Origin of the sequence: Aeromicrobium sp. UC242_57 (assembly GCF_044452305.1) — a bacterium.
GTDB lineage: Bacteria > Actinomycetota > Actinomycetes > Propionibacteriales > Nocardioidaceae > Aeromicrobium.
In genome coordinates this window covers 231,195-245,873 of the sequence record NZ_JBIOAM010000003.1, presented here as the reverse complement: position 1 = coordinate 245,873, position 14,679 = coordinate 231,195, and the positions used below count along the sequence as shown (strand labels likewise).

Annotated in this window: 22 protein-coding genes and 5 pseudogenes; 11 read left to right on the top strand and 16 right to left on the bottom strand. The window is 64.0% G+C overall.

The features are described 5' to 3' along the window. Window positions 1-19: 19 nt before the first annotated feature. From ACHMWU_RS10940 to ACHMWU_RS10910, 7 genes and pseudogenes are all read left to right on the top strand, one after another. The gene (locus ACHMWU_RS10940; RefSeq protein WP_396043631.1) at window positions 20-517 is read left to right on the top strand and encodes a hypothetical protein; all 498 of its coding nucleotides are present in this window, start codon (window positions 20-22) and stop codon (window positions 515-517) included. After that, the gene (locus tag ACHMWU_RS10935; RefSeq protein ID WP_396043629.1) at window positions 514-957 is read left to right on the top strand and encodes an enoyl-CoA hydratase/isomerase family protein; all 444 of its coding nucleotides are present in this window, start codon (window positions 514-516) and stop codon (window positions 955-957) included. The genes ACHMWU_RS10940 and ACHMWU_RS10935 overlap by 4 nt, the downstream gene beginning before the upstream one ends. Next, window positions 924-1,247, top strand: coding sequence for an enoyl-CoA hydratase/isomerase family protein (locus tag ACHMWU_RS10930; RefSeq protein WP_396043627.1), 324 nt, complete (start codon window positions 924-926; stop codon window positions 1,245-1,247). Before ACHMWU_RS10935 ends, ACHMWU_RS10930 begins: the two co-directional genes overlap by 34 nt. A gap of 88 nt (window positions 1,248-1,335) precedes the next feature. Beyond that, complete coding sequence (locus ACHMWU_RS10925) at window positions 1,336-1,665, top strand: NAD(P)H-dependent flavin oxidoreductase (protein WP_396043625.1); 330 nt, start codon at window positions 1,336-1,338, stop codon at window positions 1,663-1,665. After that, window positions 1,629-2,261 (top strand): NAD(P)H-dependent flavin oxidoreductase, encoded by a 633-nt coding sequence (locus tag ACHMWU_RS10920; protein ID WP_396043623.1) that lies wholly within the window; start codon window positions 1,629-1,631, stop codon window positions 2,259-2,261. Before ACHMWU_RS10925 ends, ACHMWU_RS10920 begins: the two co-directional genes overlap by 37 nt. A 15-nt stretch (window positions 2,262-2,276) precedes the next feature. After that, a pseudogene (locus ACHMWU_RS10915) lies at window positions 2,277-2,591 on the top strand (alcohol dehydrogenase catalytic domain-containing protein); the annotation flags it as partial. Between the two features lie 238 nt (window positions 2,592-2,829). Then, window positions 2,830-3,258, top strand: a complete 429-nt coding sequence (locus ACHMWU_RS10910) for a zinc-binding dehydrogenase (protein ID WP_396043621.1) — start codon at window positions 2,830-2,832, stop codon at window positions 3,256-3,258. A 233-nt stretch (window positions 3,259-3,491) separates the two neighbouring features. Here the strand turns inward: ACHMWU_RS10910 and ACHMWU_RS10905 are convergent, their stop codons facing one another. Then, complete coding sequence (locus ACHMWU_RS10905) at window positions 3,492-3,695, bottom strand: hypothetical protein (RefSeq protein WP_396046652.1); 204 nt, start codon at window positions 3,693-3,695, stop codon at window positions 3,492-3,494. Between ACHMWU_RS10905 and ACHMWU_RS10900 the strand changes: the two genes are divergently transcribed. Then, the gene (locus ACHMWU_RS10900) at window positions 3,640-3,927 is read left to right on the top strand and encodes a hypothetical protein (protein WP_396046978.1); all 288 of its coding nucleotides are present in this window, start codon (window positions 3,640-3,642) and stop codon (window positions 3,925-3,927) included. The genes ACHMWU_RS10905 and ACHMWU_RS10900 overlap by 56 nt on opposite strands. Here the strand turns inward: ACHMWU_RS10900 and ACHMWU_RS10895 are convergent. From ACHMWU_RS10895 to ACHMWU_RS10870, 6 genes and pseudogenes are all read right to left on the bottom strand, one after another. Further along, window positions 3,850-4,020, bottom strand: a pseudogene (locus ACHMWU_RS10895) (enoyl-CoA hydratase/isomerase family protein); the annotation flags it as partial. The gene ACHMWU_RS10900 and the pseudogene ACHMWU_RS10895 overlap by 78 nt on opposite strands. Before the next feature lie 30 nt (window positions 4,021-4,050). Then, window positions 4,051-4,428 (bottom strand): annotated as a pseudogene (locus ACHMWU_RS10890) (SDR family NAD(P)-dependent oxidoreductase); the annotation flags it as partial. 10 nt (window positions 4,429-4,438) lie between these two features. Further along, window positions 4,439-4,825, bottom strand: a pseudogene (locus ACHMWU_RS10885) (SDR family NAD(P)-dependent oxidoreductase); the annotation flags it as partial. A gap of 74 nt (window positions 4,826-4,899) precedes the next feature. Continuing rightward, window positions 4,900-5,247 (bottom strand): acyl-CoA dehydrogenase family protein, encoded by a 348-nt coding sequence (locus tag ACHMWU_RS10880; RefSeq protein WP_396043619.1) that lies wholly within the window; start codon window positions 5,245-5,247, stop codon window positions 4,900-4,902. A 394-nt stretch (window positions 5,248-5,641) separates the two neighbouring features. Beyond that, window positions 5,642-6,004, bottom strand: a complete 363-nt coding sequence (locus ACHMWU_RS10875; protein WP_396046650.1) for an acyl-CoA dehydrogenase family protein — start codon at window positions 6,002-6,004, stop codon at window positions 5,642-5,644. A 146-nt stretch (window positions 6,005-6,150) separates the two neighbouring features. Continuing rightward, the gene (locus ACHMWU_RS10870; protein ID WP_396043617.1) at window positions 6,151-6,915 is read right to left on the bottom strand and encodes an SDR family NAD(P)-dependent oxidoreductase; all 765 of its coding nucleotides are present in this window, start codon (window positions 6,913-6,915) and stop codon (window positions 6,151-6,153) included. 253 nt (window positions 6,916-7,168) lie between these two features. Here ACHMWU_RS10870 and ACHMWU_RS10865 point away from each other — a divergent pair, with 253 nt between their 5' ends. Together ACHMWU_RS10865 and ACHMWU_RS10860 are read left to right on the top strand one after the other, a co-directional pair. After that, entirely contained in the window at window positions 7,169-7,804 is a 636-nt protein-coding gene (locus ACHMWU_RS10865) for an SDR family NAD(P)-dependent oxidoreductase (RefSeq protein WP_396043615.1), read from the top strand. Beyond that, window positions 7,783-8,001, top strand: coding sequence for an SDR family oxidoreductase (locus ACHMWU_RS10860; protein WP_396046648.1), 219 nt, complete (start codon window positions 7,783-7,785; stop codon window positions 7,999-8,001). The genes ACHMWU_RS10865 and ACHMWU_RS10860 overlap by 22 nt, the downstream gene beginning before the upstream one ends. A gap of 50 nt (window positions 8,002-8,051) precedes the next feature. Here the strand turns inward: ACHMWU_RS10860 and ACHMWU_RS10855 are convergent. Together ACHMWU_RS10855 and ACHMWU_RS10850 are read right to left on the bottom strand one after the other, a co-directional pair. Continuing rightward, window positions 8,052-8,456: pseudogene (locus tag ACHMWU_RS10855) on the bottom strand (FCD domain-containing protein); the annotation flags it as partial. Window positions 8,457-8,513: 57 nt separating this feature from the next. After that, window positions 8,514-8,660, bottom strand: coding sequence for a hypothetical protein (locus ACHMWU_RS10850; RefSeq protein WP_396043613.1), 147 nt, complete (start codon window positions 8,658-8,660; stop codon window positions 8,514-8,516). 130 nt (window positions 8,661-8,790) lie between these two features. Here ACHMWU_RS10850 and ACHMWU_RS10845 point away from each other — a divergent pair, with 130 nt between their 5' ends. Next, entirely contained in the window at window positions 8,791-9,576 is a 786-nt protein-coding gene (locus ACHMWU_RS10845) for a helix-turn-helix domain-containing protein (RefSeq protein ID WP_396043611.1), read from the top strand. A 157-nt stretch (window positions 9,577-9,733) separates the two neighbouring features. Here the strand turns inward: ACHMWU_RS10845 and ACHMWU_RS10840 are convergent, their stop codons facing one another. Genes ACHMWU_RS10840 through ACHMWU_RS10810 form a run of 7 tightly spaced genes read right to left on the bottom strand, consistent with a single transcriptional unit; the run spans window position 9,734 to window position 14,524 of the window. Then, a complete protein-coding gene (locus ACHMWU_RS10840; protein ID WP_396043609.1) occupies window positions 9,734-10,486 on the bottom strand; it encodes an ABC transporter ATP-binding protein in 753 nt (250 codons plus the stop codon). Beyond that, a complete protein-coding gene (locus ACHMWU_RS10835; protein ID WP_396043606.1) occupies window positions 10,479-11,090 on the bottom strand; it encodes a hypothetical protein in 612 nt (203 codons plus the stop codon). The genes ACHMWU_RS10840 and ACHMWU_RS10835 overlap by 8 nt, the downstream gene beginning before the upstream one ends. Continuing rightward, on the bottom strand, window positions 11,087-12,331 hold the full coding sequence (locus ACHMWU_RS10830; RefSeq protein WP_396043604.1) for an ATP-binding cassette domain-containing protein: 1,245 nt from the start codon (window positions 12,329-12,331) through the stop codon (window positions 11,087-11,089). Before ACHMWU_RS10830 ends, ACHMWU_RS10835 begins: the two co-directional genes overlap by 4 nt. Before the next feature lie 4 nt (window positions 12,332-12,335). Beyond that, window positions 12,336-13,265 carry a branched-chain amino acid ABC transporter permease gene (locus ACHMWU_RS10825; RefSeq protein WP_396043602.1) on the bottom strand — a complete coding sequence of 310 codons (930 nt, stop codon included), beginning with the start codon at window positions 13,263-13,265 and terminating at the stop codon, window positions 12,336-12,338. 24 nt (window positions 13,266-13,289) lie between these two features. Continuing rightward, complete coding sequence (locus tag ACHMWU_RS10820; RefSeq protein WP_396043600.1) at window positions 13,290-13,730, bottom strand: hypothetical protein; 441 nt, start codon at window positions 13,728-13,730, stop codon at window positions 13,290-13,292. Beyond that, complete coding sequence (locus ACHMWU_RS10815) at window positions 13,669-13,902, bottom strand: hypothetical protein (protein WP_396043598.1); 234 nt, start codon at window positions 13,900-13,902, stop codon at window positions 13,669-13,671. The genes ACHMWU_RS10820 and ACHMWU_RS10815 overlap by 62 nt, the downstream gene beginning before the upstream one ends. Further along, complete coding sequence (locus ACHMWU_RS10810) at window positions 13,826-14,524, bottom strand: ABC transporter substrate-binding protein (RefSeq protein WP_396043595.1); 699 nt, start codon at window positions 14,522-14,524, stop codon at window positions 13,826-13,828. Before ACHMWU_RS10810 ends, ACHMWU_RS10815 begins: the two co-directional genes overlap by 77 nt. Window positions 14,525-14,679: the final 155 nt, after the last annotated feature.

The following is a 14,679-nucleotide window of genomic DNA, read 5'->3' as shown; positions in this document are numbered from 1 at the left end:
CTGGGGCCCGCGCAACTGGTTGGCCAAGATCTACCTGCGGTGGTTTATCGCCACGACCGATGACGACGAGCTGGGATTCATGCTCGTACGTGCAGTCGGTCCGACCAAGCAGACCCGCAGCGGGCACGTGTGGGAGCGCGGCAAGTTCTACGTCGTCGACGACTTCGAGTCGACCAACACCTACTCGTCCACGGCCCCCTACCAGCTGCTCAAGACTCATCTGAGGATCCAGTCGGGCGACCGCGTCTGGGAGGCTGAGGGCACGCCATCGCAGTGGCTACCGCTGCGCCACCTCTCGAAGGATGAGAACGGCGACCCCGCACACCTACGCATCGTCAAGTCTCCGACTCGATGGACCTTTGGCGACGGGCGCCTGGGAGCCGGCACCTGCGAGGATCCACGACCGTCTCGATGCTTCCGGCACTCCAGCCGGACTGCACGACTAGTCCTCCAAGGAGAGCAACCATGGATTCACTCGACTTGTCCGTCGAAGACCACGAAGCCGTCCGCGTCGTGACACTTCGACGCCCCGACCGTCTCAACGCGCTGACGCCCGACATGGTCCGGGCAATCGCCGCTGCGATGACGACCGAGCCTCATCATCGCGCTGTCGTGGTGACGGGCGAAGGCCGCGGATTCTGTGCAGGCGTCGACATCGCTGGCGCCCAGGAACGGCAGGTCGGCCGCAGCAATGCCGATGGGCTGTTGCTGCAGGAGACGTTCGCCGGCATGGCTCTGGCCATCCACCACAGTCCCGTGCCGGTCATCGCGGCCGTCAACGGCCCGGCCGCCGGCGCCGGATTGGCGATCGCCCTCGCGGCTGACATCCGGGTGGCATCTCCGACGGCGCGCTTCCTCATCGGAGCGCCCAACATCGGTCTGTCCGCAGGCGAGTGTGGCATCAGCTATTCCTGCCGCGGCTCGTGGGGCAGGGCCGCGCAGCCGAGCTCATGCTGACCAACCGGCCCGTCGAGTCCGCCGAGGCACTGCGCATCGGGCTGGTGACCTCCGTGACTGACGATGCGATGGCCGACGCGCTCGAGACGGCCGCACGGATCGCTGCACTGAGCCCGTTCGGCGTCAAGATGACCAAGCAGGTCTATCGCCAGACGACCGATTCTCCGAGCCTCGAGATCGCACTCGCCCTGGAGAACCGCACCCAGATTCTCGCGAACGCCACCCACGACGCCGCCGAGGCTCGCTCAGCCTTCCTCGAGAAGCGGCGCCCCGTGTTCACCGGATCCTGACCCCTCACCACCATCCTGCCGGAGGAAATGTGTTCTCAAACAGCTTCACCCAGCCCTGGGCATCGACCACCCCATCGTCCAAGGCGGCATGCAATGGGTCGGCCGCGCCGAGCTCGCCTCTGCCGTCTCCAATGCCGGGGCGCTCGGCATCCTCACCGCCCTCACCCAGCCCAGCCCGGCAGCACTGCGTGAGGAGATCCGCCGCTGCCAAGACATGACCGACCGGCCCTTCGGCGTCAACCTGACGATCCTGCCGACCATCAACCCGCCCCCCTACGAGGAGTACATCCAAGTCGTCATCGACTCCGGGGTCACGGTGCTGGAGACTGCCGGTCCAACCCCGAACCCCACCTGCCTGCCCTGCACGATGCAGGCATCAAGGTGCTGCACAAGTGCACCAGCGTTCGACACGCTCTGAAGGCAGAAGCCGTTGGGGTCGACGCCGTCAGCATCGACGGGTTCGAATGTGCAGGTCACCCTGGCGAGGACGATATCCCCAACCTGGTGCTTGTCCCGGCCACCACTGCGGCCTTGACCATCCCCGTCATTGCGTCAGGCGGCATCGCCGATGGGCGCGGGCTCGCGGCGGCCTTGATGTTGGGGGCGCAAGGAGCCAACATGGGCTCCCGCTTCATGTGCACCGTCGAGTCGCCGATCCATCACAACGTCAAGGAGGCGATCGTCGCGGCCACCGAACGCGACACCGACCTCATCTTTCGTCCGCTGCGCAACACGTCCCGCGTAGCCCGCAACAGCGTCAGCACCTCCGTGGTCGACATCCTCGACCAGGGCGGCCAGTTCCCGGACGTGCGCGACTTGGTTGCCGGCAGCCGCGGGCGTCTGGTCTACGAAGAGGGCAATCTCGATGCAGGCATCTGGACCGTGGGCATGGTGCAGGGGCTGATCCACGACATCCCTCATGTCGCCGACCTCGTCCCCCGGATCATTGCAGAAGCCGAACAGCGCATCACGACTGCTGCGACCAGCTTGCTCTCGCCCAGCAACGCACTCTGAGAGCGACGAGACACCATGACATACGGCGGCGAGCAGCAGACCATGAGGTCAGTAGCGATCACGCACTTCGGCGGACCCGAGGTCCTGCATCTCGTTGACTTGCCCAGGCCCACCCCTGGGCCGCGGCAAGCCCGAGTACGAGTGCATGCCGCGACCGTCAATCCGACGGACACGATCTTTCGCGCAGGTTTGGGATACGCCAGCAACGTGGGCCATCCACCACCTTGGGTGCTGGGAATGGACTTCGCCGGCGTGGTTGACGAGACCGGGCCTGACTCGCGGTGGGCGCCTGGCACCAGGGTCTTCGGAGTCGCCATGCCAAGCGGGTCGCGGCAAGGCGCCTACGCCGACTACGTCATCGCGCCCGACGATGCGCTGGCGATGGCGCCGGCCGAGGCGACCTTCGCCGAAGCCAGCACGATCGGGATGAACGGGCTCACTGCTGTACGAGCGCTCGACCTCCTGCAGAAGCATGGTGTCGCGACGATCGGCGTCACTGGGGCTGCCGGGGCCGTGGGCGGATTTGTGATCGAGCTGGCCAAGCACCGAGGCCTCACCGTCATCGCAGATGCCTCGGACGCCGATCACAAGACGGTGGCCTCGTTCGGCGCCGACATCGTGCTGCCGCGGGGCGCGACGTGGCCGGCGGCGGTTCGGGCCGCTGCCCGAAGGCCTCGACGGCCTGGTCGACGGCGGGGTATACGGCGAGGCTGCACTTCCCGCTGTCACGGATGGGGGCGCCATTGCGGTCGTGCGTTCCAACCCCCCGGTCCCCAGTCAGCGCGGCATCCACATCGATGTTGTGCAGATGACCGACTACTATCGCGACGCGGCAAAGCCTGGGCAGCTGGCAGAGGCGGCCGCTGCTGGACAGCTGACGATGCGGGTTGCCACTGTCCTCGATCCCTCTGATGCGGGCGCGGCGCACATGATGCTGGCTGCCGGTGGCACCCGAGGTCGCATCGTCCTGGACTTCTCCGGTGCCACGGCGACCTGACAACCCTCAGGCGAGGTGATCTGGCTGGGGTGATCTGGCTCAGTGCGGCAGGAGAGCGTTGCCTGAGGCCCGTCGCGCGTCTCTCGCCGAGATCTCACCAGCGATGGCCTGAGCCAGGGTGCCGGCCGCGCTACCGCGATACAGATCTTTCAGTGCACGCAGAGACAGCTGGGTCCTTGTCGGCCATCGCACGCGCGGTGCTCAGGGCCACGCCGAGCAGCCGGCGTGCGGCACTACGCGGTTGACCAGTCCGAGCCGCTGAGCCTCCTCAGCCGTGACGTGCCGACCGGTAGCGGACAGCTCGAAAGCCTGCCGAAACCCCACCGCGCGGGGCGACGCGCAGACATGCCTCCGCCAGGAAGGATGCCGACAGAGGCATGGGTGTCGGCGAAGACCGCGCGATCCGAAGCGATCAAGAAGTCTAGACCCAGCACCATTTCGAGAGCACCAGTCATCGCGGGGCCGTTGATGGCCCCGAGGGCAGGCTTCGTCAGCTTCGCCCACCGCCAGGATCGCCTCAGAAGCACCCACCGGCGCCGCCTTGGTCTCTGCAAACTCCTTCAGGTCGACTCCACCGCTGAACGCCTGACCCGCACCGGTCAGGACGACGATCCGTACGGCGTCATCAGCCTCGATCTTCTGCAACAGGTTCAGGAGCTCGCCGGCTAGAACACTATTGATCGCGTTGCGCGCCTTCGGCCGGTTCAGAGTGACCAGCGCCACCCCGTCGGTGATCTCGCACAAGACCTGGGGATCAGACATCAACATCAACCTCTTGTGGTGGTGGGTGGATCAGAAGCGGCTGTAACCGCCGTCGAGCGTGAAGTTGTCACCTGAGTGGAAGCTCGACGCATCGGAGGCGAGGTAGACGGCGATGCCTGCCCAGTCGGCGGGCTGGCCCCACCGGCGGAGCGGGATCCGCGGGAAGATCTTCTCGTTGGCGTGCGACTCTTGGGTCCACGCCTCGGTCAGCACCGACATCGTCCATCCGGGCAAAAGCGTGTTCGCGCGGATGCCGTACTTTCCGAGCTCGACCGCGAGCGACTGCATGATTGCCTGCACCCCCGCCTTCGACGCGGCGTAGGACTCCTCGCGGGGTGCACCGAAGTTCACCGCCAGGCTGGCTGTACCGACCAGACTTCCGCCGTTGCCGAACTCGATCATGTGACGGGCAAGCTTCTCGCATCACCACATAGTGGCCATCGAGGTTGACGCGCGTGATGCGCCGGAACTCTTCGAGCGAGGAGTCGACAAACCTCGGAGCGCTGAACCCGTTGACGATTCCCGCGTTGTTGAAGCAGGCATCGAGACGACCGTGCTTGTCAGCCACGGCCTTCATCGCGTCGACGACACTCCCCTCGTCACCGACGTCTACGACCTTGAAGGACAGACGCGACGCGAACTGCGACAGCGAGCTCGCAGCCTGCTCGTTCTTGTCAGGGTTGGTGCCCCAGACCTCTACCGTGGCGCCGGCCGTCAGCAGGCCGTCCACCATCCCCAAGCCAAGTCCGGAGTTGCCACCCGTGACGACGACCACCCGGTCGGTCAGGTCAAGAAGATTCTCCATGTCGCACATCCTTCTGTTCGTTTGTCGTCAGATCCGGGCGACGGACCGACAGCCGTGGGGTGAGAAAGGGTCTTTCACGGACGCCGCACTGCGCGCAGCACGCTCTTTCCGACGATGACTCGTTGCAGCTCCACCGAGCCCTGTGCCACCTCGTAGAACTTCGCCTCTCGATAGAGCCGCTCCAGTGGCATCTCGTGCGTCAGGCCATACGCACCGCAGATCTGAAGGGCAGCACTTGTCGTCTCGCGACTCGCACGACCGCTGACGATCCTCAACGCCGCCGCCCTGGCACTGATGTCCTCGCCGCGATCCACTGCGGCGGCGGTCTCGGTCAAGAGCGCACGTGCGGCGAACACGGAGGCTTGCATGTCGGCCAGCAAAGACTGGATCGAAGCTGAACTTGTCGCCGATCGGGGCGTCACGATGCATGCGGGTCACTGCGTAGGTAGCAGCTTCGTCGAGCGCGCGTTGCGCGAGGCCGACATTGATCGCCGAGACCCGGATCTTGCCGACCGCTTCGCCGTCGAGCATGACCTTGAAACCGCCATCTTCGGCACCGACCAGATGACTCTGCGGCACGTAGACATCATCGAGGAAGATCGGGCTCGCACCGGTCCCGCCGAACGACATGACCTGCGCGTGCGGCCCGACACTCCATCCGGGCTGGTCGGTCTCCACCAGGAATGCTGCGACCGAGTCGCTCTCTGTCTTGGCGAACACCAGGGCGACCGGAGACTGGGCGGCGTAGGAGATGAACAGCTCTGCCCGTTGATCCGCCAACCGCCTGCATCACGGCGGGCGACCGTCTTGAGCTGCTTAGGATCCGAACCCGTTTGTGGCTCCGTGAAGGCCCATGCCGCGGGATGCTCGCCCGCGATCAGGGGTCCAGCCCAGCGCGCAACAGCTCCGTCGCTGCCGTGGCGCAGCAGCGCTTCGGGCCACTTGAACTGTCGTGCCGGGATAGAGCGCCGCCACACCGCTGGCGTAAGCAATCTCCTCCAGCGCCGCGATGTAGGCCGATGTCGACGCACCGACGCCCCCGTGCTCCTCGGGAAAACTGAGTCCGAAGATGCCCATGGCCTGCAGCTCGTCCCACATGGCGTGGGAGAACTCCTGCTCCCGGTCCACTCCTGCTGCGAGCGGGGCGAAGGGTCTTGAGTGCGCGCTGTCGCGTTTCAGATCGAATGTCGCTGATCAGGTCGTCGGAGGTCATCGTGTGAGTGGCATCCCTTCAGCGACACGCTTCATGGAGGACTGCACGTCGAGTCCTCGATCCCTTTATATCACGCAATCATCCAACTATTTAATGCCATCTCCGTCGAAGCCTACTCGTCCAGGTCCATCAGCGTGTGCTTCACCGTCACACCGCCATCGACCACGAGAACCTGACCCGTGATGTAGTCGGCGGCGCCGGATGCCAGGAAGGTGGCGGCCAGACCGATGTCCTCGGGGCATCCGCGGCGACCAAGCGGCACCTTCGCCGCCAGTGCCGTGTCACTCGACCGCGCTGGCGTGTCGATCGTTCCCGGAGCGACGGCATTGACCCGAATACCCTTGGGGCCGTACTCGACCGCAAGCGTCTTGACAAGGCTGATCAGACCCGCCTTGGCTGCACCGTAGGCGCCGTGGCGCGTCGAAGCCGACAAACCGCTCATGGAAGCGATCGCCACGATGGAGCCGCCGGTCGACGGGATGTGCGGGAGCACTTCCTGCACGACGACCCACTGCTGCCGCAGGTTCAGGTCGAACACCAGATCCCATTCCTCGTCGGAAGTCTCTCCAGCCAGCGACCACTTGGAGGTGCCGACGACGTTGACCAGCACATCGATCGCGCCATGCGCTTCGACGATCTTGGACACGACAGATCGGACGGCGGAGCGATCCAGCACGTCGACCTGGTGACCCTCGGCCTCTACACCCAGCTCACGAGCAGAACCAGCCGACGCTTCAGCAGCGTCACGGTCGACGTCGAGACAGATGACCCGCGCGCCCGCTTGGGCCAGACCCACGACACACGCGCGACCGATCGCCGGGCCCGTACCGACCACGACCGCGACCTTGTTCTCGAGTTTTGCGTCAATGCCGGCCATTGCCTGCTCCTTATTGCTGATACGCGGATATATGGTTCGAACTATTAAATCATTTGTCGATTATTCGAACACTTTAGAGAGTGATGTCCGTCTCGTCAACGCCCGATCACGCGACACCCGCCACAGCCGCTCACCCTTCTTGCAAATCTTGAAGGCCTCAACTAAGTTCCATAAATGGGGTATTAATATTACTATTTTTGATTGACCCTGTGATCGACGCCCCTCGGTCAGCACCCATCATCAGGAGAGTCTCATGGTCAGGTTCGACGGCAAGGTCGTGTTCATCTCGGGGGTCGCCCGGGGACAAGGGCGCTCCCACGCGGTCGCGTTCGCGAAGGAGGGCGCGTCCATCATTGGCATCGATCTGTGCCGCGATCAGCCACTGTCAGCTACGGACTGGGTACGCCCGAGGACCTGCTCGAGACCCGAACGCCTGGTGCGTGCCGCGGGCGGCCTGATCGTGACCACGAAGGCCGACGTCCGAGACTTCGACCAGATCCGATCGGCGACCGCAACCGGTGTCGAGGCGTTCGGCGGGATAGACATCGTCGTGGCGAACGCTGCGGTGCTCGGTGGCGCAGGTCCGCTGTGGGAGATCGACGAAGACGTCTTCCACAACGTCATCGAAACGAACCTGATCGGCGTGTGGAAGACGCTCAAGGCGACGATCCCGGAGGTGCTGAAACGAGAGGGGCACCGCTCGGTGGTGGTCACGTCCTCCGGTGCTGGCGTCAAGGGCTCGGCCAATATCGGTGACTACGTAGCATCCAAGCACGGACTGCTCGGGCTCGTGAAGACCCTGGCTCGAGAGCTCGGTCCCCATGGCGTTCGGCCAATGTCGTGCTGCCCGGCAACGTCGACGCCGAGATGCTCCAGAACCCCCAGGTGAAGGGCATGTACTTTCCTCAAGCGCCCGACACAAGCCGCGAGATCTTTGCAGAAGCTGCCAGCAGCATGAGCCCGATGGGCATTCCCTGGGTCGATCCGGTCGATGTGACCGAAGCCGTTCTGTGGCTGTCGTCTCCCGAAGCCCGGTACGTCACCGGCGCAATGCTCCCGGTGGACGGCGGATCCAGCATTCCCTGAGGCTCGTCGAAGCCGCTGCGCAGCCGGCCAGCCGTCAGAACGTGATCGGCCATCAGCCGACCGGCCACTCCAGCATCACCGCTCTCGATCGCAGCCAGGATTCCAGCGTGCTCGGCCATCAGCACCTGAGCGTTCTCGTGGCGTTGCCAGATGGTGTGGCGTGCCGGCAAGACAGACCAGATCTGGCTGACCTGACGCATGATGAGATCCGACCCAGCCGCGTAGATCGAAAAATGAAACGCCCGATTCAGGTCCGACAGGCGTTCACGGTCGCCGACTCCCCCCGGTGGAGGCGAGCCGATCGTGCGCCACTCGAATGGCCTCGAGCTGTTCAGGTCCCATTCGCTCGACCGCAAGCTCGACGGCCAGCGCTTCACAGACCGATCTGAGACGGTACAGATCGCTGACCGATTCAGCCGACATGTCGGCCACTGTGACTCCGCGATCCTGGGCATACGCCAGCGCTCCCTCGGCCGCCAACAGGCGAAGCGCCTCTCGCACAGGGGTTGCGCTCACCCGTAGCGGGCGGCGATCTCGAGCTGCCTCACCGGCACCCCCGCGCCGATCTCGCCCCGCTCGATCTCGCCCCTCAGACGCGCCAGGACATAGTCGACCTTGCTGACCCGAGAACCCCCACGGCCACCAGCTGACGCCGTCACGACAGCGCTCCCAGCATCAACCGGGCACAGAAGCGATTCACAGTCGCACCCTACAAAGAGGTCCCGGTCCGATCAACGGCGCCTGGCCTATCGTGGACCTGTGGCACAACCATCAAATCCAACGCGGCGAGTGATCGAGGTACTCAACTTCCTGGGCCGCGACGACAAGGGCTACTCGCTGACCGAGATGGGCCGTGGGCTCAACATCAGCAAAGCCACGCTCCACGCGATCGTCGGAACTCTGCTGGATGCGGGGTACCTGACCCGGGATCCTCGCGACAGGCGCGTCGCGCTCGGCCCCATGCTTGTCCCGCTTGGGCGCGCAGCGCTGGGCGATCGTGTCGATCTCGTCGAGGCATTGCGTCCTGCGATGCTGCAGCTGGCAGAGGAGTTCGACGCCCACTGCACGGCCAGCGCGGCCATCGGCGACTCCATCGTCGTGCTGTCGGCAGCGGGAACCCCCTCGCGGGTCCGGACCTCATTTCGTGAGGGTCAGCGCGGTCTTCCCGTGGAACCCCCGATCGGTTCGTTGTTCCGTTGCCTGGAGCGACAGGTCCCGCATCCAGGAGTGGATCGCCAAAGCCACCTCGGACCCCATCGAGACGACACTGCATCTCAGCGCGCTCGAACAGATCCGAGCACATGGCTCGCAGTTGCAGAACGCCTCGAGGCCAAGACACAGCTCGACACCGCTCTGGTCGAGCTCGCCGCCGACGGAGACTTCAGCAAGCCGCAGGAGGTGGTCGAGGCCTTGCTTCGACAGATCCGCAGCGAGTCCTCGACGTACCTGGTCACCGACTACGACGACGGACGTGAGCATGACGTCGACTGGATCGGCGTCCCGTTGTTTGGCCGTGACCACGAGGTCGATCTGGCTCTTTCACTGATCAATTTTCCCCACTGCGCTGTCACCTAAGCAGATCGCGGTCATTGCCCATCGACTCATGGAGGCCGTGGCGGCAGTTCGTCCCTAACCACCGGAGTCCGCAGGGCGTCTGCGCCATGTTCACGCACACGACAGATGAGCCTGCCGGGCGCGATGAACGCGCCTGACAGACTCATCTGGTGCTTGACTACGTGACGATCGCAGTTGCCTCGACGCCGAACATGATGTCGCTGATCGCCTTGACCGAGATCGTCCCGGCCTCGCCTCGCATGACGATCCGACCCTGATCGATCACCGCCACGTCATCCGCGAAGCCTGACAGCACCTCTTCGACGTTCTGCTCGACCAGCAAGATGGCCAGCCCCTCACGTTTGAGATCGTCGATGACCTCGAACACCTGGGCGACCGCCAGGGGCGAAAGACCCGACGACGGCTCGTCAACCAGCAGTACCGAGGGGTTGCCCACGATCGCACTGGCAATGCTGAGCATCTGCTGCTGACCACCGCTGAGCTCGCCTCCGCGCTGGGCCTGACGCTCCGCGAGCACTGGGAATCGGTCCCAGGTGCGTTCGATGGCCTCCGCCCGCTTGGACCGCGCCACCGTGCGCGGCACCGACACGGCGATGTTCTCGGCAACCGTGAGGTTGCGGAAGATTCGCTTGCCCTCCTGCACCAGTCCCAGGCCGTGCTCGACGCGGTGCCAAGGCGCCATCGACGTGATGTCGCGTCCGTGAAGCTGAACTGTTCCAGCCTTGGCAGGAAGCAACCCCGCGATGCCGGACAGCAGTGTTGTCTTGCCTGCGCCGTTACGACCCAACAGAGCCATGGTTCGCCCGGCCTGGGCTTGAAGGTCGACGTTCCAGACCGCGGTCAGGTCGCCGTAGCCCAGCCGGACCTCCTTGACCTCCAGCGCCACCTCCTGCGTCGTGTCATCAGACATCTTGTCCACCTGCCATTGCCGTCGTCGATGAGTGGGTCGATGTGGTGCCGAGGTAGCTCGCAATCACGTTCTCGTCGGCACGGATCTCGTCGGGTGTGCCGCTGGCGATCATTCGACCGAGCTCCATGACGTGCACATCGTCGGCCACGCCGAGAACAAACGAGATGTTGTGCTCGATCAGCACGATGGTCGCTCCAGCGTCTCGCAACTGAACCAGGAGCGCGCGCAGCTCGTCGATCGCGTCGTCGTCCATTCCGGCGGCCGGCTCGTCGAACAGCAGCACCTTGGGCTTGCCTGCCACGGCACGTACGACCTCAAGCAGACGTCGAGTACTGAGCGGCAGCTTCGCGGCTGAGCCATCCGACTTGTCGAGCAGTCCCACGACGCCGAGAGCGTCCCGCGCAACCATGGCGTCCTCGCGACGCTGACGGCGAAAGCTCGGGAGTCGCAGCACGGCCGGCAACGCCTTGAGGCCGCCATTGATCAGGGCACCAGAAGCCGCGACCTCTTCGACACTCATGGCCGTCGGAATCATCGGGGTCTGGAACGTGCGGCCCACACCGGCACGCGCCCGCTTGGCCGCAGGTAAGCTTGGTGACGTCATCGCCACCGAGGCTGCACTGTCCCTTCGTCAAGCGTGATGGCTCCGGAGATGGCGTTCAGCAATGTTGTCTTGCCAGCGCCGTTGGCTCCGATGAGCGCAGTGATCTTGCCAGGCTCAGCCGTGAAGTCGACGCCCGCGATCGCCTTGACCTCACCGAACGACCGCGTGGCGCCGACGACTTTCAAGGACTCTCCCGGAATCGTGAGATCGAGAGTTGCTTCGTCGCCGACAATGCTGCTCCTTGACGGAACGCGATCGCCCAGCTTGCGCACGAGGGAACGCTTGAGCCGGTCGAGACCGCTCCGAGCGACGCCCGCCAAGCCGGTCGCGAACACCGTTCCGACCAGCACCAAGAAGGCGCCGTACACGATGAGCGAGTACTTCTCGAACGAGTCGGCATTCAGCGGTCCAAGCACCAGGAGCGCAGAACCAATAGCGGCGCCGTAGACGCTCTGGGCGCCACCGACCACCGAAGCTGCCAGAACCGCGATCGTCAACTGCAGCGTGAACGATGCCGGAGCCACGTAGGCCGTGGCGTAGGCGAACAGAACACCCGCGAGACCTGCCGGCAGGCTGCCGATGACGTACGCGCTGAGTCGAAGACTGCGTACAGACTGTCCCAGCGACGACGCCAGAAGCGGGTTCTCCTTCAGAAGTCGAAGCGCGAGACCGTACCGGGAGAGCACCGGGTTGCGGAAGATGATCAGCCAGACTCCGGCGCACAGGGCGCTGACCACAAACAGGGCGCCGTCGGTGTCGATCGGCACCCCGAAGAACGTGGGGTTCAGCAGACCGAAGATCCCGGTGTAGCCGCCGGTCTCGCCCTCGAAAGCCAGAGCCAGCGGCGGGATCAGAAGCACCAGGAAGAACGTGATCAGTCCCAAGGCCATGTGGCTGAGCCGCAGACCGGGCAATCCGGTGATGAGACCGACCAAGGCCGCCACGATCAGCGCCACACCCATGGCGATCGACAGGTCAGTGACGCCGTGGTTGGACAAGATCGCCGCCGCATAAGCACCGAACGCCAAGATCGCCACTTGTCCCAGGACCACTTCACCGGCGAATCCGAAGCTCAGGTTGAGACCTGCCACGATCAGCGTGTAGATCGCGATGAGGATCATCTGGCGCAGGAACCCGCTCTGATAACCGAGCGCGGGCAGCAGCAGAAGGATCACAAAGATGCCGAGCGGCAGGATCCATAGATCCTTGCGCCCCAAGAATTTGTGCAAGAAGAGAGTCATGGAGTCACACCAATCGAATCCGTCGATCTCCGAACAGACCCGTGGGTCGGATCAGGAGCACGACCAGGAGGGTGCCGAAGATGATCAGCAGTGGGTAAGAGCTACCGATGTAGCGCTCGGTATGAGCCTGGATCAGACCGACGGCAAGGCCGCCGACCAAGCAGCCGATGTAGCTGCCGAAGCCGCCGACTGTCAGTGCGGCGAAGGCGAACACCACCAGGGTCGCGCCCAGGCTGAAGACAGCACCCGTCTTCGGTGCGATCAAGACGCCGGCTGCGCCACCGAGTGCACCAGCCAGCACGAATGAGCTGGTCACGAGTCTTTTGGTGTTGATACCGCGAATAGCCGCCGTGTCGGGCGCGTTCGTCATCGCGCGGCCCATCAGGCCGAAGCGTGTGCGGGAGTGAACCAGGTGCGCCACGAGGCACAGCACCACTGCGGCGATGATGATCGCCAGGTCTGTCACCTGCAATCGGCCACCGAAGATGGAGAAGGAGTCCGACGGAAGCATCGACTTGACGCTGCGGGGATCAGATCCCCAGATCGCGTAGATGACGCCTTCGATGATGACGCTGGCGCCAACGGTCGTCACCAGCGGCGCCCAGCCGGTCTTGTCTTGAAGCGGGCGGATCGACGCGAGCTCGGTCAGCCAACCGATCAATGCACCTATCGCCGCGCCGATGGGAACGGCAAGGATGGTCGGGAGATTGAGCTCTCCCTGGACCACGAAGGCGACGAACACGCCGACCATGATGTACTGGGCGGCCGCGAAGTTGAAGATGCCTGAGGTGGCAACAGTGATGTTGTACAGTACCGCCGCGATGGCATAGAGGGAGCCGAGCGCAATGCCGGTCCAGATGATGGTCATAGTTTGTCCTCGATGTCGCCAGATGGCGGGTTTCGGAAGAAAAAAGTGAGTGAGTGGGACCGGCACCTGCGCGCCGGTCCCACACATGGATCACGAAGCGGTCGGCGACGCCATTCCGTCGACCAGCGCCTGAGCCGGGACGAACGTGAAGTCGTCGGCTGCCCACTTGGCGTTGTCATGGTTGTCGGCGTCGTAGCCGAGTCCTTCGGGCCCGACCCACAGGTCCTTGATCGAGTCGGGGATCGTGTCCGGACCGATGTCCTCCAGGGCCTTCGCGAAGCTTGCAGCGTCGTTCTTGTCTGCCGCCTCAAAGCCAGCCTTGATCGTCAGCAAGTCCTCGTACAGGCACACCAGACCGCCCATGCCGGAGGTGATCTTGGTCTTGGCCGTGTAGGTGTCGAAGAACTTCTTGAACGCAGGAACGCTCAAGATGTTGCTGTCCTTGACCATCCAGTTCGGGGTCTGGACCTCAACATTGCCCCAGTACTCCTTGGACGAGATCTTGCCCAGGTCGGTAAGCTGCGAAGGCACTACCTTCGCCGATGGCCGGGACGTCCCAGCCGATCTCAGTACGCGACTTCAAGATAGTCGCTGCAGCGGGACCGACAGCGCTGATCACCACGACGTCAGGCTTGGACGACTTCAGCTTCTCCAGCGTCGACGTCGCGTCGACGCTGTCGGCCTTGACGAACGCACCCACCACGGAGAGGCCCTTGCTTGAGGCCACCTTCTCGAAGGCATCCACCCGAGACGTGCCCTGACTCATCATCGACCGCGATGTAGCCGACCTTCTTGTAGCCCTTCTCGACGATGTGGTCGGAGAGAACGTCAATGATGGTCCGGATCGGAATCGACTGCTGGAACGTGTAGGGGAACTTCTTCGGATCGTTCAGCAGCGGCGTGACCGACGACGAGACGAAGGGGATCTTCTCCTTCGTCAAGATCGGCGCCAACGGCAGCGCCTCGAAGCTGTACTGGCCGAAGACTGCGTCAGGCTTGTCGTTGTCCGCCAGGTAGGACTGCATGTTCGCCACGGCCTTGGTCGCGTCACCAGCCGTGTCGACGACGGTCAGCTTGACGGGCCTGCCGTCGATGCCACCGGCCTCGTTGATGATCTCGATACTGGCGTCGAAGGCCGCCTTGTAGGGGGTTCCACCGATCGCGGAGAGCGGCCCGCTCATGGGAAGCGCGGCGACGAACTGGAAGTCGTCGGAACTACCACCTCCAGCCTTGTCGTCACTTCCTCCGCCACAGGCGCTGAGCGCAAGTGTCGAGGCAAGGCCGAGGACCAGTGCCTTGCGCTTGAGGGATCCAAACAGCGTCATCAGCTGTCTCCTTTTGAGTCTGGGCGGGCACCCGGGGTAGTGCCCCCTTGGATTCACCATGTGATCCACGGCATACGTTAGCCGGACTAGACCGCTTAATCAATCTATATAGATAGATAATTCTATCGATCTATATACATGGCAGTCTCCAAGCT

Bases quoted from the DNA above. Each gene is read 5' to 3' on its own strand.
- ACHMWU_RS10925 (WP_396043625.1), top strand. From the start codon at position 1,336: ATGCAATGGGTCGGCCGCGCCGAGCTCGCCTCTGCCGTCTCCAATGCC.
- ACHMWU_RS10910 (WP_396043621.1), top strand. From the start codon at position 2,830: ATGCCTCGGACGCCGATCACAAGACGGTGGCCTCGTTCGGCGCCGACA.
- ACHMWU_RS10905 (WP_396046652.1), bottom strand. From the start codon at position 3,695: ATGGTGCTGGGTCTAGACTTCTTGATCGCTTCGGATCGCGCGGTCTTC.
- ACHMWU_RS10870 (WP_396043617.1), bottom strand. From the start codon at position 6,915: ATGGCCGGCATTGACGCAAAACTCGAGAACAAGGTCGCGGTCGTGGTC.
- ACHMWU_RS10865 (WP_396043615.1), top strand. From the start codon at position 7,169: ATGGTCAGGTTCGACGGCAAGGTCGTGTTCATCTCGGGGGTCGCCCGG.
- ACHMWU_RS10860 (WP_396046648.1), top strand. From the start codon at position 7,783: ATGCTCCAGAACCCCCAGGTGAAGGGCATGTACTTTCCTCAAGCGCCC.
- ACHMWU_RS10840 (WP_396043609.1), bottom strand. From the start codon at position 10,486: ATGTCTGATGACACGACGCAGGAGGTGGCGCTGGAGGTCAAGGAGGTC.
- ACHMWU_RS10835 (WP_396043606.1), bottom strand. From the start codon at position 11,090: ATGACGTCACCAAGCTTACCTGCGGCCAAGCGGGCGCGTGCCGGTGTG.
- ACHMWU_RS10830 (WP_396043604.1), bottom strand. From the start codon at position 12,331: ATGACTCTCTTCTTGCACAAATTCTTGGGGCGCAAGGATCTATGGATC.
- ACHMWU_RS10810 (WP_396043595.1), bottom strand. From the start codon at position 14,524: ATGACGCTGTTTGGATCCCTCAAGCGCAAGGCACTGGTCCTCGGCCTT.